Annotated in this window: 20 protein-coding genes; 1 reads left to right on the top strand and 19 read right to left on the bottom strand. The window is 67.4% G+C overall.

What is annotated here, in order from left to right:
* Position 1 precedes the first annotated feature (1 nt).
* From carA to pyrR, 4 genes are read right to left on the bottom strand one after another with little or no spacing between them, the layout of a single operon-like run.
* A complete protein-coding gene (gene carA / locus HMPREF9056_RS08205) occupies positions 2 to 1,225 on the bottom strand; it encodes a glutamine-hydrolyzing carbamoyl-phosphate synthase small subunit (protein WP_009404351.1) in 1,224 nt (407 codons plus the stop codon).
* Positions 1,218 to 2,540, bottom strand: coding sequence for a dihydroorotase (locus tag HMPREF9056_RS08200; RefSeq protein ID WP_009404350.1), 1,323 nt, complete (start codon positions 2,538 to 2,540; stop codon positions 1,218 to 1,220). Before HMPREF9056_RS08200 ends, carA begins: the two co-directional genes overlap by 8 nt.
* On the bottom strand, positions 2,537 to 3,526 hold the full coding sequence (locus tag HMPREF9056_RS08195; RefSeq protein ID WP_009404349.1) for an aspartate carbamoyltransferase catalytic subunit: 990 nt from the start codon (positions 3,524 to 3,526) through the stop codon (positions 2,537 to 2,539). The genes HMPREF9056_RS08200 and HMPREF9056_RS08195 overlap by 4 nt, the downstream gene beginning before the upstream one ends.
* Positions 3,523 to 4,194 (bottom strand): bifunctional pyr operon transcriptional regulator/uracil phosphoribosyltransferase PyrR, encoded by a 672-nt coding sequence (gene pyrR, locus HMPREF9056_RS08190; protein WP_009404348.1) that lies wholly within the window; start codon positions 4,192 to 4,194, stop codon positions 3,523 to 3,525. Before pyrR ends, HMPREF9056_RS08195 begins: the two co-directional genes overlap by 4 nt.
* Positions 4,195 to 4,577: 383 nt before the next feature.
* On the opposite strand from pyrR, the gene HMPREF9056_RS08185 reads away from it, so the two are divergent.
* Positions 4,578 to 5,441: a family 16 glycosylhydrolase gene (locus HMPREF9056_RS08185; RefSeq protein WP_034514310.1), complete on the top strand. Its 864-nt coding sequence runs from the start codon at positions 4,578 to 4,580 to the stop codon at positions 5,439 to 5,441.
* Positions 5,442 to 5,557: 116 nt separating this feature from the next.
* Here the strand turns inward: HMPREF9056_RS08185 and HMPREF9056_RS13135 are convergent, their stop codons facing one another.
* The 15 genes from HMPREF9056_RS13135 to HMPREF9056_RS08110 form a co-directional block, all read right to left on the bottom strand.
* Positions 5,558 to 6,040, bottom strand: a complete 483-nt coding sequence (locus HMPREF9056_RS13135) for a hypothetical protein (RefSeq protein ID WP_009404345.1) — start codon at positions 6,038 to 6,040, stop codon at positions 5,558 to 5,560.
* A gap of 473 nt (positions 6,041 to 6,513) precedes the next feature.
* On the bottom strand, positions 6,514 to 7,005 hold the full coding sequence (gene nusB / locus HMPREF9056_RS08175) for a transcription antitermination factor NusB (protein ID WP_009404344.1): 492 nt from the start codon (positions 7,003 to 7,005) through the stop codon (positions 6,514 to 6,516).
* Positions 7,005 to 7,568 carry an elongation factor P gene (efp, locus tag HMPREF9056_RS08170; protein WP_003782199.1) on the bottom strand — a complete coding sequence of 188 codons (564 nt, stop codon included), beginning with the start codon at positions 7,566 to 7,568 and terminating at the stop codon, positions 7,005 to 7,007. Before efp ends, nusB begins: the two co-directional genes overlap by 1 nt.
* 90 nt (positions 7,569 to 7,658) lie before the next feature.
* Positions 7,659 to 8,225 carry a shikimate kinase gene (locus HMPREF9056_RS08165; protein WP_034514308.1) on the bottom strand — a complete coding sequence of 189 codons (567 nt, stop codon included), beginning with the start codon at positions 8,223 to 8,225 and terminating at the stop codon, positions 7,659 to 7,661.
* Positions 8,222 to 10,093 (bottom strand): 3-dehydroquinate synthase, encoded by a 1,872-nt coding sequence (aroB, locus tag HMPREF9056_RS08160; RefSeq protein ID WP_009404341.1) that lies wholly within the window; start codon positions 10,091 to 10,093, stop codon positions 8,222 to 8,224. Before aroB ends, HMPREF9056_RS08165 begins: the two co-directional genes overlap by 4 nt.
* A gap of 73 nt (positions 10,094 to 10,166) precedes the next feature.
* Positions 10,167 to 11,387 carry a chorismate synthase gene (aroC, locus tag HMPREF9056_RS08155; protein WP_009404340.1) on the bottom strand — a complete coding sequence of 407 codons (1,221 nt, stop codon included), beginning with the start codon at positions 11,385 to 11,387 and terminating at the stop codon, positions 10,167 to 10,169.
* Between the two features lie 65 nt (positions 11,388 to 11,452).
* A complete protein-coding gene (locus tag HMPREF9056_RS08150) occupies positions 11,453 to 12,406 on the bottom strand; it encodes a shikimate dehydrogenase (protein WP_009404339.1) in 954 nt (317 codons plus the stop codon).
* Positions 12,399 to 13,613, bottom strand: coding sequence for an endolytic transglycosylase MltG (gene mltG, locus HMPREF9056_RS08145; RefSeq protein WP_009404338.1), 1,215 nt, complete (start codon positions 13,611 to 13,613; stop codon positions 12,399 to 12,401). Before mltG ends, HMPREF9056_RS08150 begins: the two co-directional genes overlap by 8 nt.
* Positions 13,610 to 14,125, bottom strand: coding sequence for a Holliday junction resolvase RuvX (gene ruvX / locus HMPREF9056_RS08140; RefSeq protein ID WP_050793025.1), 516 nt, complete (start codon positions 14,123 to 14,125; stop codon positions 13,610 to 13,612). Before ruvX ends, mltG begins: the two co-directional genes overlap by 4 nt.
* A 34-nt stretch (positions 14,126 to 14,159) precedes the next feature.
* A complete protein-coding gene (gene alaS / locus HMPREF9056_RS08135; RefSeq protein ID WP_009404336.1) occupies positions 14,160 to 16,871 on the bottom strand; it encodes an alanine--tRNA ligase in 2,712 nt (903 codons plus the stop codon).
* 231 nt (positions 16,872 to 17,102) lie between these two features.
* Positions 17,103 to 17,726 (bottom strand): 30S ribosomal protein S4, encoded by a 624-nt coding sequence (gene rpsD / locus HMPREF9056_RS08130; protein WP_003782217.1) that lies wholly within the window; start codon positions 17,724 to 17,726, stop codon positions 17,103 to 17,105.
* Between the two features lie 255 nt (positions 17,727 to 17,981).
* Positions 17,982 to 19,388: a replication-associated recombination protein A gene (locus HMPREF9056_RS08125; RefSeq protein ID WP_009404333.1), complete on the bottom strand. Its 1,407-nt coding sequence runs from the start codon at positions 19,386 to 19,388 to the stop codon at positions 17,982 to 17,984.
* Positions 19,389 to 19,521: 133 nt separating this feature from the next.
* Entirely contained in the window at positions 19,522 to 20,139 is a 618-nt protein-coding gene (locus HMPREF9056_RS08120) for an L-threonylcarbamoyladenylate synthase (RefSeq protein ID WP_009404332.1), read from the bottom strand.
* Between the two features lie 65 nt (positions 20,140 to 20,204).
* A complete protein-coding gene (locus tag HMPREF9056_RS08115) occupies positions 20,205 to 21,599 on the bottom strand; it encodes an MFS transporter (RefSeq protein WP_009404331.1) in 1,395 nt (464 codons plus the stop codon).
* A 59-nt stretch (positions 21,600 to 21,658) separates the two neighbouring features.
* Complete coding sequence (locus tag HMPREF9056_RS08110) at positions 21,659 to 22,432, bottom strand: glycerophosphoryl diester phosphodiesterase (RefSeq protein WP_009404330.1); 774 nt, start codon at positions 22,430 to 22,432, stop codon at positions 21,659 to 21,661.
* Positions 22,433 to 22,569: the final 137 nt, after the last annotated feature.

The raw sequence follows: 22,569 nt of genomic DNA, 5'->3' as shown, positions 1-22,569 counted from the left end.
GTCAGTTCGTGTCCTCACGGTCCTGGCCCTCGCGGTGCTCCCGCATGAGGCGGATGAATCGGTCGAAGAGGTGCTCGGCGTCGTGGGGTCCGGCAGCGGCCTCGGGGTGGTACTGGACGGAGAAGGCCGGCAGGTCCAGTGCCCGTAGTCCCTCGACGACACCGTCGTTGAGTCCCAGGTGGGAGACCTCCACCCGACCGTAGCGGCCGTTGTCGAAGGGGGCTGTGGAGGGCTCGTCAACGGGTGCGTCGACGGCGAAGCCGTGGTTGTGTGCCGTGATCTCCACCTTGCCGGTGGCGCGGTCCAGGACGGGCTGGTTGACACCGCGGTGCCCGTAGGCGAGCTTGTAGGTGCCGTAGCCCATGGCACGTCCCAGGAGCTGGTTGCCCAGGCAGATGCCGAAGAAGGGGATGTGAGCGTCGAGTACGCCGCGCAGCAGCTCGATCTCGGCGTCCGCGGTCCCCGGGTCTCCAGGGCCGTTGGAGAACAGGACGCCATCGGGTCTGAGGGCGAGGATCTCGGAGAGAGTCGTGGACTGGGGCAGGACGTGGACGCGTATGCCGCGCTCAGCGAACTGCCACGGGGTGCGGGACTTGATGCCCAGATCGATGGCGGCCAGCACCGCGACCGGCTCCTGTCTCTCGGCCGGCTCGGTGGGCTCGACGACGTAGCCGGAGGTAGTGGTCACCTCGGCGGCCAGGGCGCGGCCGTTCATGGGCGGCTCACTGCGCACGGCCTCCAGACAGATATCGATGCAGGCCTGACTGGGGCCACCGGGGTCGGTAGCGCCGGACGGCAGGGCCTGACCGGAGAAGATGCCGCCGCGCATGGCGCCGGCCTCGCGCAGGTGCCGGGTCAGGGCCCGGGTGTCGACCTCGCAGAGGCCGACGATGCCGCCGTCACGAAGATCGTCCTCCAGCTCACGGCGGGAGCGCCAGCTGGAGGCTCGTCGGGCAGGTTCGCGTACGACGTAGCCGGCCACCCAGATGCGGTCGGACTCGGCGTCCTCGTCGTTGACCCCGGTGTTACCGATATGTGGTGCGGTCTGCACCACGATCTGACGGTGGTAGGAGGGGTCGGTCAGTGTTTCCTGGTACCCGGTCATCCCGGTGGAGAAGACGATCTCTCCAATGGTGCGTCCTTGAGCCCCGTAGCTGCGGCCCCGCAGGGCCCAGCCGTCCTCCAGGACGAGGAGGGCGGCTGGGCGGTGGCTCGACTCAGGCATGGGCCGAGCCGGCAGGGGCTTCGACGGGAACCCCGTCCAGGACGGTGGGACGGCCGTGGAGGAAGGTGGCCTTGACGTGCCCCGGCAGCTCCATGCCCGCGTAGGGGGTATTCGTGGAGCTGGTCCATTGAGCGGCGCCGTCGACGGTGCGGCGGACCTCGGGGGCCACCACTGTGATGTTGGCCGGGGCACCGACCTCGAGCTCGCGCCCCTGGTCGCTCAGGCGACCGATGCGGGCGGGCGCCGAGGACATGGCCCGGGCGATGTCGCGCCAGGTCATGCGACCGGTGCTCACCATTGTCTCGATCAGGACGCTCAGCGCGGTCTCTAGGCCCGTCATGCCGAAGGCTCCTGCCTGCCACTCGCAGTCCTTGTCCTCCAGCGGGTGGGGGGCGTGGTCGGTCCCGATGGCGTCGATGATGCCGTCGGCCAGGGCCTGGCGGACGGCCTCGACGTCCTCGGCCGTGCGCAGTGGGGGGTTGACCTTGTACAGGGGCGAGTAGGTGCGTGCCATCTCATCGGTCAGCAGGAGGTGGTGCGGGGTGACCTCCGCGGTGACGTTGATGCCGCGGGCCTTGGCCCAGCGGATGATGTCGACGCTGCCGGCGGTGGACAGGTGGCACACGTGCAGGCGCGAACCGACGTGCTCGGCCAGCAGGACGTCGCGGGCGATGATCGACTCCTCGGCCACCGCCGGCCACCCGCGCAGGCCCAGCTCGGCGGAGATGACGCCCTCGTGCATCTGGGAGCCCTCGGTGAGGCGGGGATCCTGTGCGTGCTGGGCGATGACGCCGTCGAAGGACTTGACGTACTCCAGAGCCCGGCGCATGAGGACGGGGTCGGAGACGCACTTGCCGTCGTCGGAGAAAACACGCACCCGGGCGGCGGAGGAGGCCATCGCCCCCATGTCGGAGAGGTGCTCGCCGGCCAGGCCCGCGGAAACGGCGCCGACGGGGTGGACGTCCACCCAGCCGGCCTCGCGCCCCAGTCGTAGGACCTGCTCGACGACGCCGGCGCTGTCCTGAACCGGAGTGGTGTTGGCCATGGCGAAGACGGCGGTGTAGCCGCCGGCGGCCGCGGCACGGGTACCGGAGTAGATGGTCTCAGCGGACTCCCCGCCAGGCTCGCGCAGGTGGGTATGGATATCGACGAGCCCGGGCAGGGCGATGAGCCCGCTCAGGTCGTGGCGCACGGCGTCGGCAGGGGCCTTCGCCGCGGCGTCGGGGCCGATGGCGGTGATGGTTCCGTCAGTGATGAGGATGTCGGTGGGGTCCTCGCCGTAGGGGCGGACACCGGTCAGGAGGTGGGAGGTCACAGCTGGTTCCCTTCGTCAGCGAGGAGGAGGTAGAGAGCGGCCATGCGCACGGAGACGCCGTTGCCGACCTGCTCGATGATGCGCGAGCGGGGGTCGTCTGCGGCCTCGGCGGTGATCTCGAGGCCGCGGTTCATGGGACCGGGGTGCATGACGATGGCGTGCTCCGGCATGGCCCGGCGACGGGCGGAGTTGAGGCCGTAGACGCTGGAGTACTCGGCGGGGCTCGGGAAGAAGCCGCCACCGGCGGCGCTCATGCGCTCGCGCTGGACGCGCAGCATCATGACGGCGTCGGGCTGAACCTCCTCAAGGGCCTCGTCGAGGTTGTAGGAGACCTCGCAGGGCCAGTCGTCCATGCCGACGGGAAGCAGCGTCGGGGGCGCCACCAGGGTGACCTGGGCGCCGAGCGCGGTCAGGAGGTCCACGTTGGAGCGCGCCACCCGGGAGTGCAGGACGTCTCCGACGATGATGACACGGGCCCCCTCCAGATCACGTCCCTGGGGGGCGGGGCTCCCGTCCGCCGTGGCTGGCGCGCCCGGGATATACCAGCGGCGCAGGGTCATGGCGTCCAGGAGCGCCTGGGTGGGGTGCTGGTGGGTGCCGTCACCCGCGTTGAGGACGGGCACGTTGATCCAGCCGGCATGGGCCAGCAGATGCGCGGCGCCGCAGGCCGAGTGGCGCACGACGACGGCGTCCGCCCCCATGGCCATGATCGTCTGGGCGGTGTCCTTGAGGGACTCCCCCTTGGACAGCGAGGAGCCCTTGGCGGAGAAGTTGATGACGTCGGCGCTCAGGCGCTTGGCGGCTGCCTCGAAGGACAGCCGGGTCCGGGTGGAGTCCTCGAAGAAGAGGTTGACCACGGTCTTGCCGCGCAGGGTGGGCAGCTTCTTGACCGCGTGGCTCTGGGTGGCGGCCATGGCCTCGGCTGTGTCCAGGACCATGACCGCCTCGTCGTGGGTCAGGTCCTTGGCGGAGAGCAGGTGCTTCATCGGGTGGCCTCCTGGTCGGTGCGCTCGCTCGAACGCTCAGTGGGGACGTCTGCGGGAACGATGGTGACGGCGTCGATGGGGGCACCCAGCTCGGTCAGGGAGACCACGACCTTTTCAGTTCGGGACGTCGGCAGGTTCTTGCCCACGTAGTCGGCTCGTATGGGCAGCTCGCGGTGTCCGCGGTCCACGAGCGTGGCCAGCTGTACGGCCCGGGGGCGGCCGATCGCACCCAGGGCGTCGAGGGCGGCGCGGATCGTGCGTCCGGAGTAGAGGACATCGTCGACGAGGATGACGATCCTGCCGTCGATGCCGCCCCGGGGGATCTCAGTGGGACGGGGAACGCGGATCGGGTGACGTCCCAGATCGTCACGGTACATGGTGATGTCCAAGGTGCCGACCGGAACCCTGTCACCGGAGGTCTGTGACCGCTCCGCCTGCTCATCCTGCTGCGCCCCCTCACTTGAGGCGACGGCGAGCGCCTCGACGAGTCTGTGTGCAAGAGGAACTCCCCCACTGGGGATCCCCAGGACGACGACGTCCTGGGCTCCGTGGTTGCGCTCCAGGATCTCGTGCGCGATACGGAACAGTGACCGGGCTATCTCAGGAGGTCCGAGGATCTCCTTGCCCGAGGATGGTGCGCTGGAAGCGCCTGACAAACGTTCGGCCATTTCAGGCCTCCTTCCCCGCCTCTCTGGACGGACTTAAAGGATGTTGGTCGCCCGTAAGTTTACGTCGCCGATCCGGCCTTCGCGCGACATGATCGAGAAACCCGCCGAGACGAAGATCACGCCAGTGTGCGGCGAATCAGTACGCACTTAGCACGAGCCGTTGTAGACGATGTTCCTCATCTACAGATTTTCCGTAACAATGTCGTACTCTCACCCCAATGCCGCAGCGCCGTCAGGCGTTGAGCGCGAGATCGTCACAACATGTCGAGAGCTTGAGAAGTGAGTGCCGGATCCATCTGAGCCCGATTGAGAACTGAACGATGTCGCCAGGCAGGACTGGCATTACTGCTGCGTCGGTAACTTCTTCTCTGGCAAGGAACGATATGACACTCCCTACTCGACGTTCGATGATCACCGGCCTCGGCGCCGGGGCGGGCCTGGCCACTGCCGGCCTGCTTTCGCACTCCCCAGCGTCTGCAGCCGACCGGACCCACAGCTTCAGCTCCGTCATCTTCGACGAGCAGTTCTCTCAAGGGGCCGACTTCTCATCATCCCGCTGGCGGGACAACAGCTCTGAACCGGAGTCGTGCACGAGCTACGACTGGGGCGTCTTCACCCATGACACCCACAGCGTCAGCGACGGTGTGGGTCATGTTCTCTGGCGCAAACGCGCTACGCCCCTCAAGGGCTTCCAGAACCGCTTCGACAAGCAGGAAACCGTCCGCTACGTCGACCAGGCCTTCGTCACCACTGAGGGCCTGTTCTCCTTCATCTACGGCTCCCTGGAGACCAGAGCGCGCTTCCCCCAGTCGGATGAGGGCCTGTTCGCCGGGATCTGGTTGCGGGCGGACCAGGGGAAGAACGGGGGCGAGATCGATGTCGTTGAGACCTACGGCGGCGGAAGTGCCACCGGTATCGCCGAGTCAACTGTTCACTTCGGCCAGGCCGGAGGCACGGGAAGCAACCTGGGAGTCTCGCCGAAGCCTGATCTCACCGAGTGGCACACCTTTGGCATGGAGAAGACCCCGGAGAGCATCCTGTTCCTCTTCGATGGCAAGCCTTATCACGAGGTACGCCGTTCAGACTCACAGCAGGAGTTCGACGCCTGCTTCGGCCCGAGCTCCCCGTACCACATCTGCCTGACCACCCACAGCGGCAGCATCCACCGAGGTCGGCTCGACCATGAGGACTTTACTCAGGCCCAGGTGGATATCGACTACATCGTCGTACGTGCGATGGACCAGTAGCCGCTCAATGCCCCTCGGCCCGGCTCGATCAGCTCGTCACCAGCAGATCTCGCGGACCGAGGGGCGGTGTCCAGTCGGCGCGGTCAGGTGGCGCCGGCACCGATGGTGAGTCCGGATCAGTGAGTCCGCTCCCCCAGTGACTCGGGTGCTGCGACAGCAGGATCCAATGACGTGATCCTTCTCAGAAGAACGAGATGACCCACCACGAGCAGAACCTGGACCAGTGCGCAGATGATGACCACCGGCCCAGCACTGCTGCGGATCAACCACTCGCCGTCGTCATCCTGCACCGTCCAGTACAGGGCCGCATACATGACCACGGTGGGGAGCCCGAGCACGATGCTGGTAGCCAGAAGCGCTGATGTCGGCATCTTGGCCTCGCCCCATCCGTCCGGCTGGATCCTGTCAATCCGGGAATGCGACTGGATGCATGCGATGAGGCCGAGGATGAAGCTGCCGACGCATCCGATACCAACCACTACCGGACCGAACACAATGATGAGGGCGGACAGGAGCATCAGTCCGATGTCACGAACTCCCACATACTCGTTGGCGATAAAGAGAGTTGCCGTGACAATCATCTGGATGATCGCGGTCACGAGTCCGACGATGCTGCCTGAGACCGCGACCCGACGGTTCGTGGTGCGCTTGCGCTCCAGAACGTAGGCCGGATCGTTCCAGCCGATCCCCGGAACGGGGGCCGGAACCGGTGGGGGGTACGGGAGGGGGCCGGGCGCGCCCCACGGGTAGCCACCCGGCCCTGGCGGAGGCCCCCAGGCTCCTCCGCCAGGAGGCGGACCACCGGGATGGCCCGCTCCCGGTCCGGGAGCGGGCCATACACCGTTGACAGGCCCTGTACCCGGCGGCACAGAGGCCTTCGAATCATGCGGTACGTCCGCGGAGTCGCCCTTGATGTAGGGGTAGTCGCTGGGGTCTTGGGGAGGTAACTGGGTCACAGGATGCTCCGGCATCGGCGGATGGACTCAGCCCAGGCTAGATGACAACAGCCGACCAGGCCCAGCTCATGACATGGGGTGTACTCTCCCTATGCCATGAGCAGAGCGGGCAAGAGCTAGCGCAGTGTGTCCGCGAGGTCACCGATACGCCCCAGCAGTCCCCCGAGGTACCTGGGTGACTCGTCGGTGGAGAGCATCCGGCTGAGCGTCATCGCCTCGTCTACCGCAACGGGGGCATCGACGTCGTCGTTGTAGACGATCTCCCAGGTGGCGACTCGGGCGATGGCCCGATCGACGGCCGGCATACGTCCCAGCGTCCACCCCTGGGCGTAAGTCTGGATCGTCTCGTCGACGTCGGCCAGGTGGTCGCACACGCCGTCAAGGATCTCCCGGGTGTAGGCGGGGGCCTCAGTGTGGTTGGCCGAGCTGACGGCTCGTAGTTGAGCGAAGGAACGCAGCTCCTCGGCGTCGCCGGAGATCAGCATTCCGCGCTGGTCGGCCTCGAAGAGGATCTCGATCGCACGCCGGCGCGCCTTGGTTCGGGCTGTCACGGGATGACGCGACGCGGGGCTCGAGTGGGACGAGCCCTCCCCGGGATGCTCGGTCATCAGTCGGTGACGCGGGAGATGTAGGAGCCGGAGCGGGTGTCCACCTTCACCTTGTCCCCGGTGTTGAGGAACAAGGGGACCTGGATCTCAGCACCGGTCTCAACGGTGGCCGGCTTGGTGCCGGCGCTGGAGCGGTCGCCCTGGAGGCCCGGTTCGGTGTGGGAGATCGTCAGAACCACGGAGGCGGGCAGCTCGACGAACAGGACGGCGTCCTCGTGGAAGGCCACGATGACGTCCTGGTTCTCCAGCATGAAGGTGGCGGCGTCGCCGACGGTCGCCGAGGGGACGTAGGTCTGCTCGTAGGACTTGACGTCCATGAATACGTAGTCGTCGCCGTCCTTGTAGAGGTACTGCATGTCGCGCCGGTCAACGGTCGCGGTCTCGACCTTGAGGCCGGCGTTGAAGGTCTTGTCGACGGTCTTGCCGGACAGGACGTTCTTGATCTTGGTGCGTACGAAGGCGGGGCCCTTGCCGGGCTTGACGTGCTGGAACTCCACTACCTGCCACAGCTGGCCCTCGAGGTTGAGCACCATGCCGTTCTTCAGGTCGTTCGTCGTTGCCACGAGGGTTTCCTCACTGTTGCGTTGCGTCTGGGACGCGCTGATACTACCGCGACGTAGCGCACTCTCCCCAGGGCAGGTGTGTCACGCCGGTCACGAGTGGTGGAAGAAAGCGGACAGCATGGCCCCGATGACCTGTTCTCCGGCTTCCTGGGGTGTGGTCGAGCTGGTGTCGACGACGATATCGGCCAGCTCCCGGCACTGGGACTCTCGCTCGTGAAGCATCTGGACGAACTGATGGTGGACGGTCCCCAGCGCTACCGACCGAGGTGCGTCGAGGCCGTTGCGGGTGGTCAGCACCCGGGTGGCACAGGTCAGGGCCACCACCACCCGGTGAGGCCGGTCATGGCCGCGCACGTCCTCAAGGCGCCGACGTGTCTGAGGATCCGCCAGGCAGCCGGAACCCAGGACCACGACGGCGCCTTGGGCGACCGCACGGTCGAGCAGGCTGATAGCGGTGCGGGACTCGACCCGGCGGTACTCGGCCTCCGGTACGGCTACCAGTGCCAGATCGGGGCCGGTCCCCAGCTCGTCGGCGACACGACGGGCGAGGTCGAGCACCGGCAGATCCATGGCGGTTGCGACAGCGCGTCCCACGCTGGAGCACCCGGCTCCTGGCGGACCGATGAGGGCCAGTACCCGGGGCGCGCTCGAGGTCAAGCCGGTGTCCTTTCGGTTGGGTTGGTGACGGCTTCATGGGCCTTGAGCAGGACGCTCTCGTCGGGCGCCTGCACCCTGACGGGCCTGGCGACGTCGTCGAGCAGGACGAGCCGCAACCGGCCGCCGCGTACCTTCTTGTCACTCATCATGGCCGCCTTGAGCTCCTCCCAGCGCCCCCCGCCCTCGGGGAAGCGGGTCGGCAGCCCGACCGCCTCAAGGCTCTGACGGTGCAGTGCCAGCGCGTCGCTGCTCAGGTTGCCGCTGCGGTGAGCGACCTCGGCGGCGAAGACGCAGCCGACGGCGACCGCCTCGCCATGCCGCCAGGAGTAGCCGGTGACCTTCTCGATCGCGTGGGCGTAGGTGTGCCCGTAGTTGAGAACCTCCCGTAGGCCGGCCTCAGTGAGGTCCTCCCCCACGACGGCGGCCTTGACCGCGACCGACCGGGCGACGAGCTCAGCCAGAACCGGCGAGTCCCAGGCCAGGCAGTCGGCGGGCTCGGCCAGAACGCGATCGAGGATGACAGGATCCGAGATGAGCCCGCACTTGATAACCTCACCAAGCCCTGCCCGCAGCTCGGCGGCCGGCAGGGTGGACAGCGTCTCCAGGTCGGCGACGACGGCGGCCGGTGGGTGGAAGGCGCCGACCAGGTTCTTGCCCGCCGGCGTGTCGATACCGGTCTTGCCTCCGACGGCCGCGTCCACCATGGCCAGCAATGTGGTGGGCACCTGCACCACAGGCACGCCGCGCAACCAGGTGGCGGCCGCGAAACCGGCCAGGTCCGTCGTCGCGCCGCCGCCCAGGCCCACGACAAGTCCGTCACGTCCGAGGCGGAAGGAGCCGAGCCGCTCCCACAGGTACTCCAGAACCCGGGTCTTCTTGGCCGCCTCGCCGTCAGGCACCTCGAGCCGCACGACGCGCAGCCCCTGGCGGACCAGCTGCTCCTCGGTGCCGGCGGCCCGCTCGGCCAGAGCCTTGGCATGGATGACCGCAACACCTCCGGCGCCCGCTCCCGGAGCTTCCCGGACAGCCCGTGCCAGGTCGGCCAGGAGCCCGTGACCGATGAGCACGTCGTAAGGGCTCTCGCCGGTGACGCTGACACGTCTGGCGCCGCCGCGGGTCCCAGGTGCCTCAGCGGGTCGGACCCGGGTACGCCCCGCTGAGCCGCTGACCCCACCCAGAGCGGTGGAGGAGGCCGATTGCCCGTCCGCCATAGGAGCCAGGACACTGACCGCCTGGGGGGTCTGAACCCCCAGTGCCACGAGGATGAGGGCGGCGACCTGCTGGGGGCTCAGCCCGTCGGTGGGCACGGTGAGGGTGGCCACCTCACAGTACAGCGGTGAGCGCTGAGCGTGGAGAGCCTCCATCCGCGCCAGGACAGTATCGCCCTGACCGGAGTGCTCGACATCGTCATTGCTGCTGCGCTGAGCGGCCCGGGTCTGATCGGAGTCGGCATCCGGGGCCATGAGAGGACGGCCGGTACCGTCACCCACATGCTCGGCGGCCGTGCTTGGGGAGGCGGACAGGTGGATGACGGTGTGTCCGCGCAGCAGCTCCCGGTTCTCAGGACGCATCACCGCTCCCCCGCCCAGGGCGATGACACCGTGCGCAGCCGCCGGAGAGTCCAGGACGGCTCGCATGGCGCGGTGCTCGCGGTCGCGGAAGCCCTCCTCCCCCTCGGAGGCGAAGATCTCTGGGATCGTCATCCGGGCACGGCGCCGGATCTCGGCATCGGTATCGGTGACCTGCACACCCAGCGCCTGGGCCAGGAGCCGGGCCTGGGTGGTCTTGCCCGCACCGGGCAGCCCCACCAGGACCAGGGGCAGCTGGTCGTCCCGCAGGGCGATGGTTGGAACGCGCTTCCAGGTCATGATCGTGTCTCCCTCACCGTCGAGCTGGCCATCGGCACCAGTATCGCGTTCACCGGCGGATTTACCACTCGGTTCACCAGTGTGTCCGTTGGGCTATACGGGCCAGGTAGGCCTGAAGGTTGCGCCTGGCCTCGGCAACCGAGTCACCACCGGTCTTGTCCAGGAGAAGATCGGCCAGGACCAAGGCGGTCATGGCCTGGGCGATCACCGCTCCAGGGACGACGGCGCACACGTCGGAGCGCTGGTGGAGCCCGGTGGCCGCCTCGCCCGTGGCCAGGTCGACGGTACGCAGAGCCCTCGGCACCGTCGAGATCGGTTTGAAGGCGGCCCGCACCCGCAACTCGGAGCCGTTGGAGACGCCGCCCTCGACGCCGCCGGCTCGGTTCGTACTCCGGGTGATCTCACCATCGCGCGCTGAGACGATCTCATCGTGCGCGGCCGAGCCCCGCCGAGCCGCCTCGGCGAAACCGTCACCGATCTCCACGCCCTTAACGGCCTGAATGCCCATGAGAGCGGCCGCCAGCCGGGCGTCGAGACGACGGTCGGCCGAGACATGCGTGCCCAGTCCCACCGGGACACCGGTGGCAACGACCTCGACGACGCCCCCGAGCGTGTCCCCGGCCTTCTTGGCGGCGTCGATCTCCACGACCATGGCGGCGCTGGTAGCGGGATCGGTGCAGCGCACGGGGTCGGCGTCGAGACGCTCAGTGTCCTCAGCAGTCGGCGCAGGCACGTCATCTGGCAGGGAGACAGTCCCGATGCGTACGACGTGGCTGACCAACCCGATACCGGCAACCTGGGCCAGGACGGCCTCGGCGAGTGCCCCCAGCGCCACACGGGCGGCGGTCTCGCGAGCCGAGGCCCGCTCCAGGACCGGACGAGCCTCATCCAGGTCGTACTTGAGCATCCCAGGCAGGTCCGCATGCCCGGGCCTGGGGCGGGTCAAGGGACGATTACGGGCGATCTCACGCTCGTCGCCGGTGCCCGCGTCAACGAGCAGCTCATGAGGGTCCACGGGGTCGGCGCTCATCACGGTGGACCACTTGGGCCACTCGGAGTTACCGATCTGCAGCGCGACAGGACTACCAATGGTACTACCATGACGGATACCGCCCAGGACCCGCAGCTCATCGCGCTCGAAGGCCTGGCGGGCACCACGACCGTGCCCCAGACGCCTCCGGGCCAACGCAGCCCTGATGTCCTCACTGGTGACCCGCACGCCCGCGGGCACACCCTCCAACACCGCAGTCAGAGCCTCACCGTGGGACTCCCCGGCCGTCATCCATCGAAGCATGAGGCAGATACTCTCACACACGATGCCGCCTTCCAGCGTCGGTGATCACCGCGTACGGAGGACCATCACTGCACAGTGGAGGCCGACGGCGTTGCGAGGGCTGTTAGCAGCGCCGTGCGCATGAGCTCGATATCGGGCTGCTGCCCGGTCATGAGCTGGACCTGGGGCACGGCCTGGTGCAGAAGCATGAGCCAGCCCGGAGCGATGGCCCCTCCAGCGCGCTCCCAGGCCTCGGCTAGGGCGGTGGGCCAGGGGGCGTAGACGACGTCGAGCATGACGGCTCCCGGTTGGAGACGGCCTGTGCGCTCCCAGGCCTCGCTGAGAGGACCTGCCAGAGGGTCTGCCGCCCCTGCGGGCAGGGTGGAGACGACGATGTCGGCCGCGGCCAGGTGCTGTGCCACCTCGGCGTTCGAGGCGGGCTCGGCCGGCTTCCAGGTGAGGGTCTCAATGTCCAGTCCCATGCGGTGCGCGGCGCCGAGTGCTCGGCCAGGACCGGCGTGGCGGCGCGCCGCCACGGTGATGCGTCGGGTCCCGAGCTCGCCCAGCGCGGCCAGGGCGGAACATGCGGTGGCACCAGACCCGAGGATGACGGCGCTGAGCGGATAGCTGCTGCATTTCGCCGGACCTGCGGTGACGTGGCCGGCGGCCTCCCTCAGCGCACCGACGATACCGGCGACGTCGGTATTGAAGCCCGCCAGCAGCGCCTCACCTGCACCACTGCGCTGGGCGACTACCGTGTTGACCGCGCCGACGGCCTCGGCCAAGGGGTCGACAACATCCAGGTGCGTCAGGATCGCCTGCTTGTGGGGCATGGTCACACTCAGCCCGGCCCAGACGGGCCCGGCGCCGACCGGGGCCGCCAGCTGGTCGAGCAGGGCGGGCAGGGCCTCGGGCTCAGTCTCGCGGCGCTTGTAGGACCAGCCGCTCAGGCCCAGTCCGGCGTAGGCGGTGCGATGCAGGACAGGAGACAACGAGTGACTCACCGGCCGACCGATGACGGCGGCGCGGTGCTCAGCCACTCTTCTTCTTTCCGCCGTTGCAGATCTCCTCGTTGTTCTTGCAGTACTCGTTGAGCTTCTTGGTATTGGCTGCCTGTTCCTCGCTCGTGGAGGAGAACAGGGTCTCACCGGTCTCGAGATTGACCGTCACGAAGTAGAGCCAGCTTCCGGCAGGCGGGTTGAGCACTGCCTTGATGGCGTCCTCACTGGGGCTGCCGATGGGGCCGGGCGGAAGCCCCGGGTGCACGTAGGTGTTGTACTGGTTGTTGGGATCGGTCGCCTCCTCCGGCGTTGGGATCCCGCCGCTGCGGCCCAGTCCGTAGAGCACCGTCGAGTCCATCTGCAGCTTGCCCTGGGTCTCTCCGTCCACCTGGGCAAGGCGGTTCTCGATGACCCGGGCCACCTGCCCGTAGTACTTGGAGTCGTTGACCTCACGCTCAACGATGGAGGCCTTGGTCAGCACGACGTGGTAGCTCTCCTTGGGAACCTTGAGGTCGTTGAGCTGGCTCGTGGTCCGGGAGACCATCTGCTTGACCAGCTCGGTGGGCGTCGCGTTCTCGGTGACGTCGTAGGTCCCTGGAGCGAGCCAGCCCTCGACGCTGCCGCCCGCCTCGGCCGGCAGGCCGATGGCGGCAGTGTCGGCGAAAGCGGCCTCGATCTGCTCATCGGTGAAGTTGCTGACCTGCTTGAGCCGGTCCTTGACGATCTGCTTAGTGTTGCCGGCCGAGACCGTCAGGGTGTGGTCGCCCTTGGACTCGGGATCGAGCAGCGCCTGGAGCGCGGCGTTGGCGGACATCTTCTTCTTGAGCTTGTAGGTGCCCGGCTGGATCGTGCTGCCCTTCGGGTTGTTCTTCGCCGCGTTGGTGAAGGCCTTACCGGAGGCGACGACGCCCTTCTGCTGGAGGATGTCACCGATGTCTACTCCGGAGGCCCCCTCCGGAATCGTGACCGTGACCTCGCCCTCGCCGTTACCGTGGTAGTCCTCGGCATGGGTGGCCTGAGCGGAGGCGTCGCGCATGATTACGATGGCCTTGTAACTCAGGACGCCGACGGCCACGAGGGTGATGACGATGGCGAGACTCGTCAGCCAGTGACGGCGCCGCTTGCGCTGACGACGCTCGACCTTCTCCATGCGCCGCTGCTTGCGGCTCTTGGGCTTCTCTGTGGCGCTACCAGCATCTTCATCGCGCTGGATGCCGAGCTCGGCGAAGAAATCGTCGTGGCTCACGCTCTGCCTCTCTTGGTCGGGTGGACTCGCTCACCGGCCGGAACCCCGGACATCCGCTCGGTTGTGATGGCCTGTTCAAGGATGACGACCGCTGCCGCTTGGTCGACGATACCGCGAAAACTCCTCTCCTTCAGTCCGGCAGCGTGCAGGTCCCGGTGAGCAGTGACGGTGGTGAGCCTCTCGTCGACCAGCCGGACGCACACCCGTTGCGGTAGGCGGCTCGCCAGGTCTCGGGCCCATCTGCGGGCGTCCCTGGTTGAGCTCGAGCTGCCACCACCCATGTGCTTGGGCAGACCGACGATCACCTCGAAGGCACCGTACTCGTCGACGAGGTCAACGGCCTCGTCGAGATCAGCACCATAACGGTCCCGCCTGAGAGTTACCACAGGAACGGACAGAATCGCGTCCTGATCGCAACGAGCGACACCAATACGTGCCTTTCCGACGTCGAAGGCGAGTCGCACACCGGAACGGAATCCCGTCAGCGCCGGTTGAGCTGATGAGTCTGTCACGTGATCTGCCACCGAGTCTGAGCCAGGCGCCGGGTCAGGCCCTGATCTGGTCGGCGACGGTGCGCAACGCCTCGTCCAGGGCGTCGGGGTTCTGTCCACCGCCCTGGGCCAGGTCGTCCTTGCCGCCGCCGCCACCGTCAAGGACCTGAGCCGCGGTGCGCACCAGTGCTCCGGCACGAATGCCCTTGTCCCGGGCGCCGGCGTTGGTTGCGACCACGATGACGGGACGCGAGTTCAGGACTGCACCGACGGCCACGACAGCGGGCTCCGAGTCACCCAGCCGGCTGCGGGCGTCGAGGGTCAAGGAGCGCACGGCGTCGGCGGCACCGACGGAGCCGAGGTTGGCCGAGGCGAGCCGGACCTCGCCCACGGGGACGGCGTCGGAGACGATGCCGGCGGTGCGAGCGGACAGGGCGGCCTGCTCGGCTGCGGCAAGTCGCTTCTCGGCGTCCTTCAGGCGCGTCATGAGACTCTCGACACGCTCGGGCAGCTCCTCGGGACGGCCTCCAACCATGGTGGAGATCTGGGAGACCAGGGCGTGCTCCTTGGCCTGGTAGCCGTAGGCGCCGTCGCCGACGAGGGCGTCGATGCGGCGCACGCCCGAGCCGATCGAGGACTCACCCACCACTGCGATGCGGCCGATGTGGCCAGTGGTAGGCACGTGGGTCCCGGCGCACAGCTCCTTGGACCAGTCGCCGCCGATGGAGACGACTCGCACCTCCTTGCCGTACTTCTCCCCGAACAGGGCCATGGCGCCTGCAGCCCGGGCGGCGTCGATGTCCATGACCTCATCGGTGACGGTCAGGTCCTCGGAGAGCTTGGCGTTGACGCGCTCCTCGATGCCGGCGACCTGCTCGCCAGCCAGGGCTGAGCCGTGGCGGAAGTCGAAGCGCATACGGGATGGGGAGTTCTCGCTGCCGGCCTGGGTGGCGTTGTCGGAGACGATCTCATGAAGCGCCTTGTGCACCATGTGGGTGGAGGTGTGTGCGCGTGCGATCGCCAGGCGGCGGGCGACGTCGATCTGGGCGAAGGCCTTCTCCCCCACGGCGATCGTGCCCTCGGTCAGGGTGCCGCGGTGAACGTGCAGTCCCTTGACGGGCGCCTGGACGTCATTAACCTCAACGGTGCCTCCGTCGGCCAGACGAATGGTGCCCTGGTCGGCGAGCTGCCCGCCCATCTCGGCGTAGAACGGAGTCCGGTCGAGGATGACCTCGACCTCGGCCGGGGAGGTGACGACGCTCTGCGGAACGCCGTCGACGAGCACACCGGCGACAGAGGCCTCGGCGGAGGACTCGGTGTAGCCCAGGAAAGCCGAGCCGCCACCCATCTCCTTCTCGAGCTCACGGAAGACACGGATGTCGGCGTGCCCGGTCTTCTTGGCTCGCGCGTCGGCGCGGGCACGCTCCTTCTGCTCGTTCATGAGGCTGCGGAAGGCGCTCTCGTCGACGTCGACTCCCTGCTCGGCGGCCATCTCCAGAGTGAGGTCGATGGGGAAGCCGTAGGTGTCGTGCAGCTCGAAAGCGCTTCTGCCGGACATCAGCGGGCGACCAGTCCGACCTGCGTCCTTCTTGGCCGAGGCCACCGCAGTGTCCAGGATCGTGGTCCCGGCGGTCAGGGTGCGGCGGAAGGCGTCCTCCTCACCGAAGGCGATCTCGGAGATGGCGCTCCAGCTGGTCTCCAGCTCGGGGTAGGAGGCCTTCATGGCATCCTTCGAGACAGTCAGCAGCGTGGGCATGGCGGCCTCGTCGACGCCCAGCAGGCGCATGGAGCGCACCGCACGGCGGATGAGGCGGCGCAGGACGTAGCCGCGCCCGTCGTTGCCGGGGCGCACACCGTCGGAAATGAGCATGAGGGCCGAGCGCACGTGGTCGGCCACGACTCGCATGCGCACGTCGTCGTGGTAGGCGTCCCCGGCCTCGGGGCCGGCCGAGCCACGTCCGTAGACCTTGCCGGAGAGCTCCTCGGCGGCTCTGATGACGGGGAAGACCTCGTCGATCTCATACATGTTGGGCTTGTCCTGCATGATGAAGGCCAGGCGCTCCAGGCCGGCACCGGTGTCGATGGCCGTCTGGTCGAGCTTGCCCAGGAGCTCGAAGTCGTGCCCCTTGCCCTCACCGCGCAGGAACTCGTCGAAGACGAGGTTCCAGATCTCCAGGAAGCGGTCTCCCTGGGTGTCGACGGCGGGCCCGCCGTCGGGCCCGTAGGCGGGGCCCCGGTCGTAGTGGATCTCGCAGCAGGATCCGGCCGGTCCGGGCTGACCGGTGGACCAGGAGATGTCCTTGAACGGAAGCAGCTGGATCCGCTCGGCGGGAACGCCGATCTCGCGGGTCCAGTAGTCGAGGGAGACCTGGTCCTTTTCCCAGATCGTCATCCACAGCCGGTCCCCGTCCAGGCCGTAGCCGCCCTCCTCGCGACTACCGGTCAGCAGACCCCAGGCGTAGGAGATGGCCCCCTCCTTGAAGTAGTCGCCGAAGGAGAAGTTGCCGTTCATCTGGAAGAACGTGCCGTGGCGCGTCGTGACGCCGACGTTGTCGATGTCATTGGTGCGGATGCACTTCTGCACCGAGGCCGCCCTCGGCCAGGGGGCCTCCTCCGTACCCAGGATATAGGGGATGAACGGCACCATGCCCGCCACGGTGAACAGGATGGAGGGCTCCGGGGACACCAGGGAGACCGAGGGACGGATCTCGTGCTTATTCGCGGCGAAGTAGTCCAGCCAGCGGCTGCGGATCTCGGATGTGCGCATAGGGTCCTCATCCTGTTCGAGGGGCGCCCGGGCACTTGGCGCTCGGGCCGTGTGACGGGGCGTGTGGACTGTGTGGTGTGGTCGACCGGCAGAATCGATATCCCGGTGATATGCAGGTGGCCGCGAGGCCTCAGCCGGTTGGGTTGCTCCTTGGAGAGCGTACTCCCACGCCGGGGCGCCCCGAACCTCTCATGGGTCCGGGGCGCCCCGGCGTCAGGATGAACGTGGGCGTCAGCGCGAGTAGTACTCGACGACCATCTGGACGTCACAGGTCACAGGGACCTCGTCACGCTTGGGGCGGCGCACCAGCGTGGCCGAGAGCTTCTCGAGGTCCACGTTGAGGTAGTCCGGAACAGGGGGAAGCACGTCGCGGTGGGCGCCGGCTGCGGCGACCTGGAAGGGCACCATCACCTGGGAGCGGGGACGGACCTGGATGGTCTGGCCGGGCTTGACCCGGTAAGAGGGACGGTCCACGACCTTGCCGTCGACGAGGATGTGACGGTGGACCACGTCCTGGCGGGCCTGGGCGATGGTACGGGCGATCCCGGAGCGCAGGACAAGGGCGTCCAGGCGCATCTCGAGCAGCTCGACGAGGGACTCACCGGTCAGGCCCTGGCCGCGACGGGCCTCCTCGAAGACTCGCTGGAGCTGGGCCTCGCGGATACCGTACTGGGCGCGCAGGCGCTGCTTCTCCTTGAGACGGACGGCGTAGTCGGACTCGGTGCGCCGGCGCGCACGGCCGTGCTCACCGGGGCCGTAGGGGCGGCGCTCGAAGTAGCGCACGGCCTTGGGGGTCAGCGGGATGCCGAGGGCGCGAGAAAGGCGCACCTGACGGCGGGAGCGCGAAGAGCTCATGTACTTCTTTCCTGTCGGATTGGTGGTCGCACGCCGTGGGCTGGTGCCGACGGCGCGGGGTCAGCCGCGGTTCGGGCCGGGACCCCAGGAGGTCTGCATCGTTGCCGACGGACGGATAACCAGGCGCCGCCAGACGTCTTCGATGTGGACAACTCGAGAACTCTAGCGTGCTCGCCGGCAAAAACCTATGTCGGAACCGCCCGGTGTGAGACGCTCCTCAGCAGTGGTGCGGCTGGCATCCGCTGTCGCTCCGAGCTATCGCTCGTCGAGAATGCGCCGGACCGCCTCGAGCCGGGAGGCCAGCTGCTTCTCGAAGCCGTTGCCGGTGGGCCGGTAGTACCGGCTGCCCTCGAGCCCTTCGGGCAGGTACTGCTGGCCAACAACTCCGTGCGGGAAGTCGTGCGGGTACCGGTAGTCCTTACCGTGTCCGAGCCCCTCGGCCCCGGCGTAGTGGGCGTCGCGCAGGTGGGCCGGCACGGCTGCAGCCCTACCGGCGCTCACATCCGCCAGGGACTCGCTCAGAGCCACGGTGACGGCGTTGGACTTGGGCGCGGTGGCCACGGCGAGCGCGGCCTGAGCCAGAATGAGCCCAGACTCGGGCATCCCGATCATGGCGACCGCCTGCTGCGCGGCCACGGCGGTGGACAGCACCGCAGGGTCGGCCAGACCGATGTCCTCGGCGGCGTGGATGACGATGCGGCGGGCGATGTAGCGGGGATCCTCACCCGCCGCGATCATGCGCGCAAGGTAATGCATGGTGGCGTCGGGATCGGAACCGCGCATGGACTTGATGAAGGCGCTGACGACGTCATAGTGCTGGTCGCCGGCGCGGTCGTAGCGCACCGCCGCCACATCGGCGGCCTGCTCGACGTCGGCCACCTCGATCCGTGGCGGCGAGCTGGCCCCCGTCCCCTGAGCCAGGACCGTGCCCGCAGCGGCCTCCAGCACGGTCAGGGCCTTGCGGGCGTCGGAGCCGGCCATGCGCACGATCTGCTCGCGGGCCTCCTCGGTGATCCGGACGGCTCCGGCCAGGCCGCGCTCGTCGTTCAGGGCGCGGTCCACCAGGCGCCCGATGTCATCGGCCCCCAGCGGGTGAAGGGTCAGAAGCAGGGAGCGGGACAGCAGCGGCGAGACGACGCTGAAGGACGGGTTCTCCGTGGTGGCGGCGATGAGCGTGACCCACCGGTTCTCCACGCTGGGCAGGAGAGCGTCCTGCTGGGAACGGGAGAAGCGGTGGACCTCGTCAATGAACAGTACCGTCTCCTCCCCCGCCGACAGGCGCCGCCTGGCATCGGTGACGACGGCGCGTACGTCCTTGACGCCGGCGGTCACTGCCGACAGCTCCACGAAGCGGCGCCCGCTGCCGCGCGCCACCAGGTAGGCGAGCGTCGTCTTGCCGGTGCCGGGCGGGCCCCACAGGACGACTGAGGACAGGGATGCGCCGAGCCTGTGCGCATTGGGTCGTGCCGGCGCCCCCGAATCCACCTGTTCCGTGGTCCGGGACGGCTCCACGAGTCGTCGCAGCGGAGAACCAGGAGTGAGCAGGTGCGTCTGTCCCTCGAGCTCGTCGAGCGTGCGGGGACGCATCCGCACGGCCAGAGGCGCGTGGGAGTCCGCAGGGAGCCCGGCGTCATCCGTACCGGCCGACTCGAAGAGGTCCATGGACCGACCCTATCGCTCACCTGCTCTCGACTCCGCGCTGAAGGTCGGCTCGACCTCGACTTCAGACGCCGAGCGCACCGGTGGATACCAGGTTCAGATCGCTGATCCGGGGCCGTGTCGGCCTCAGAGCGGGTCACAGGAGGCTGATGTCTCCCGCACCCTCGCGCAGTACCTCGGGAACGTCGTCGGTCAGGTCGACGACGGTGGTCGGCTCGCCCTGTCCCACAGGCCCCTCGATGACGACGTCGATGAGATGACCGAGGGACTCCTCGACCTCCCACCCGTTGGTCTCCGGCTCCTCCTGTCCAGGTCGGATGAAGGTGGACGACAGGATGGGGGCGCCGAACTCCGCCACGAGGGACTGAGTGATGGCATGGTCGGGGATGCGCACGCCCAGCGTGTGCTTCTTGGGGTTGAGCGTCATCCGGGGAACATCCTTGGTTCCCTTGAGGATGAAGGTCCACGGTCCCGGGGTGAGGCGTTTGATGAGCCTGAAGGCGTTGTTGCCCACGATGGCCAGGGGACCCACCTGGGCGAAGTCGGCGCACACGAAGGTGAAGTTGTGCTTGCCGTCGAGCTGGCGGATGGCGCGGATACGGTCCAGGCCCTCCTTGTTCCCAGGCGCGCAGGCCAGGGCGTAGCCCGAATCGGTGGGATAGGCGACCAGGCCGCCGTCGCGCAGCGTGTCGACGACCTTCTCAACCAGACGTGCCTGCGGGTTGACGGGGTGGAGCTCGATGTAGCGTGACATGCCCTCACCCTACCCCTGGTGACTGCGCTCACACAGCCTTCCGGGCCATGCATTGAATCAACTGATCAGACGTGCCGGCGACCCCGTCCGACGACGGTCAGAGCGAAGGCGCAGGCGGCTCCCGCCAGTGCCACGGCCAAGGTGATGAGGAAGACGGTCTGGTAGCCCTCGTAGGCGTTGTGGCGGTGGGACTCGACGATGCCGGAGGTCATCGAGTTACCCCAGATGATGGATGCGTAGGCGAGGAACGAGGCAACCGCCATAGCCGAGCCGTTGACCTCCTCGGGCAGGTCGAGCTCGGCGATCGGGGCCAGGATGACCGATTTTCCCATGAAGACACCCACTGACATGACGATAAGGAGAATGATCGCGGGCCACATCATCATCTTTGATGATGGCAGCATGTACACCGCTGCGGCGCTGACCCCGACGACGGTCAGCGCCGCCGTCATCATGGCGGCTGAGGACTTGAAGATGTAGTCGGCGACGAATCCCGACGGGATGCAGATGAGGGCGCCGACGAGGCTGGTCGTCGTAGCCCCGAACAGTCCGGCCACGCCGTCGGAGACGTTGTAGACGAGCTTGAGGTAGGGGGCCGAGGAGTAGATGAGGTTGACGTAGGCCCAGTACAGGCACATGGCCGCCAGCCCGGCCAGCCAGATACGCGGATGCGCCATGACCTTGAGCAGTCCGAGGAGGGCAGCGGTACTTGCCGAGGTGTTGTCCTGATGGGCGATCGCGTTCCTCGGCACGAGGCGGAGCAGGCAGGCGATCAGCGGGACGAGCAGCAGGGAGTAGCCGACCGCGAAGCCGATGATGATGACCCTCCAGTGCTGCGGAAAGGCCCACACGCAGCCGACGACGATCATGGCCAGGATGAACTCCACACTGCGTCTGATCGCCTCGAAGAATCCCATAACCATACCTCTGCCATGGTGGCGATCACCTCGGGAGATGAAGGTGAGGCCATTGACCACCGCCGGCCACCCGATGGCGTCCCAGACCGCCCAGGAGAACGCGATGGCGAGCATCATCGTGAACGGCAGGCCCGGAACGAGGTAGAGCACCATAAGCGTCACCAGCCTCCAGGCGCACCACGTCGCCAGGATCGAGCGAATGGTGAAGCGGTTGTTGATCCATCCGGCCGGGATGTACATGTACATGGCCAGACCGATGACGCTCATCATGGCGCCGAAGCCGTCGATGCCGATCCCCAGTACGTCGGAGATCTGCAGCATGAGGGAGCCCTTGAGCGCTTCGAAGGCGGCGTACACGAGCTGGCCGGAGAGCACGATGCTGAGAAACGCGCCAACGTGGTCACGGCGCAGAAAGACCGGACGCCGTTGACCGGCGGCGCCTTCCTGCGGATCGACGAGATGCTCGCCCTTCCCCTCAGAGTTCTTCTCCGAGACGATGGCGGTAGACGAGTCAGGGAACGACTCGTATATGGACGCAGTCATGGGACCAGGTCCGTCCTTTCAAGGGATGATCTGAGAAATATGTGCTGCGGACAGGAGTGTCAGCGGCGAGGAATCTGGTGGGCGATGTCGGAGAAGATTCCGGTGACTCCCCAGTTGAAGAGCTCGTTGGCCCGGCCGAGCGAGTTGACGGTCCAGACGTTGACGCCGTAGCCCTCGGCTCGAAAGGCCTGAACCTGCTGCCGGGTCAGGCCTGTGTCCTCAGGATGGATGTAGTCGGCTCCCACAATCTCCAGCGTGCTCCTCCAGTCGTCGCCAAGAGTGCGACTCTCGTAGAGGCATCCCACGGGAACGTGTGGAGCGCGCTGCTTGAGCAGATGAAGCAGGACGTGGCTGAAGGAGGAGACGATGACCTTCGGGCCTGGGCGCAGTCGCTCGAGCTGGGCGACCACACCGTCGATGAGTCGCAGCGTCCCCTCCTTACCGGTCTCATTGGGCTTGATCTCGATATTGGCATTGAGGCCGGCCTCGTTCATGAGATCAATGAGATTCCCCAGGGTGGGGAGCGGTTCGCCCTCGTACTGGGAGGAGAACCAGCCTCCGGCGTCGATACCTGCCAGGTCGGCGATGGTCAGGTCGTCGTACCGGCCAGTCCGGTTCGTGGTGCGGTCCAGGGTCGAGTCGTGGCAGATGATGACTGTTCCGTCGGCGATGACGTCGACATCGGCCTCCACCCAACTCACCTGATGGCCCACCGCGCTGCGGAAGGCGGCCATGGTGTTCTCCGGGGCGAGTGAGCTCAGACCTCGGTGCCCGATGATCATGCACTCGCCGTCGAGTAGGAATCTGTCACTCTCTGTGGTCACCGATGACATGGGCCGAATGCTACATGAGCGGCGGCAGCCCTCAGGAATCGCCGATATCCGCGAGCAAGGTGGAGAACACTCGGAAGAATACATGACGCTAAAGGGCACACCCGCGGAGGGTCGTGTTCTAGTGTGGTGGTTGTCTT

The organism is Actinomyces sp. oral taxon 170 str. F0386, from assembly GCF_000195595.1.
In the GTDB taxonomy this organism is placed as follows: domain Bacteria; phylum Actinomycetota; class Actinomycetes; order Actinomycetales; family Actinomycetaceae; genus Actinomyces.
This window is presented reverse-complemented; position numbering and strand designations above follow the sequence as displayed.

Excerpts from the sequence above, each read along its gene's own strand:
- alaS (WP_009404336.1), bottom strand. The coding sequence starts at position 16,871 with ATGCGCACATCCGAGATCCGCAGCCGCTGGCTGGACTACTTCGCCGCG.
- HMPREF9056_RS08120 (WP_009404332.1), bottom strand. The coding sequence starts at position 20,139 with ATGTCACGCTACATCGAGCTCCACCCCGTCAACCCGCAGGCACGTCTG.
- HMPREF9056_RS08115 (WP_009404331.1), bottom strand. The coding sequence starts at position 21,599 with ATGACTGCGTCCATATACGAGTCGTTCCCTGACTCGTCTACCGCCATC.
- rpsD (WP_003782217.1), bottom strand. The coding sequence starts at position 17,726 with ATGAGCTCTTCGCGCTCCCGCCGTCAGGTGCGCCTTTCTCGCGCCCTC.
- nusB (WP_009404344.1), bottom strand. The coding sequence starts at position 7,005 with ATGACCGAGCATCCCGGGGAGGGCTCGTCCCACTCGAGCCCCGCGTCG.
- HMPREF9056_RS08110 (WP_009404330.1), bottom strand. The coding sequence starts at position 22,432 with ATGTCATCGGTGACCACAGAGAGTGACAGATTCCTACTCGACGGCGAG.
- aroB (WP_009404341.1), bottom strand. The coding sequence starts at position 10,093 with ATGACCTGGAAGCGCGTTCCAACCATCGCCCTGCGGGACGACCAGCTG.
- aroC (WP_009404340.1), bottom strand. The coding sequence starts at position 11,387 with ATGCTTCGATGGATGACGGCCGGGGAGTCCCACGGTGAGGCTCTGACT.
- pyrR (WP_009404348.1), bottom strand. The coding sequence starts at position 4,194 with ATGGCCGAACGTTTGTCAGGCGCTTCCAGCGCACCATCCTCGGGCAAG.
- HMPREF9056_RS08185 (WP_034514310.1), top strand. The coding sequence starts at position 4,578 with ATGACACTCCCTACTCGACGTTCGATGATCACCGGCCTCGGCGCCGGG.
- carA (WP_009404351.1), bottom strand. The coding sequence starts at position 1,225 with ATGCCTGAGTCGAGCCACCGCCCAGCCGCCCTCCTCGTCCTGGAGGAC.
- HMPREF9056_RS08195 (WP_009404349.1), bottom strand. The coding sequence starts at position 3,526 with ATGAAGCACCTGCTCTCCGCCAAGGACCTGACCCACGACGAGGCGGTC.
- HMPREF9056_RS08125 (WP_009404333.1), bottom strand. The coding sequence starts at position 19,388 with ATGGACCTCTTCGAGTCGGCCGGTACGGATGACGCCGGGCTCCCTGCG.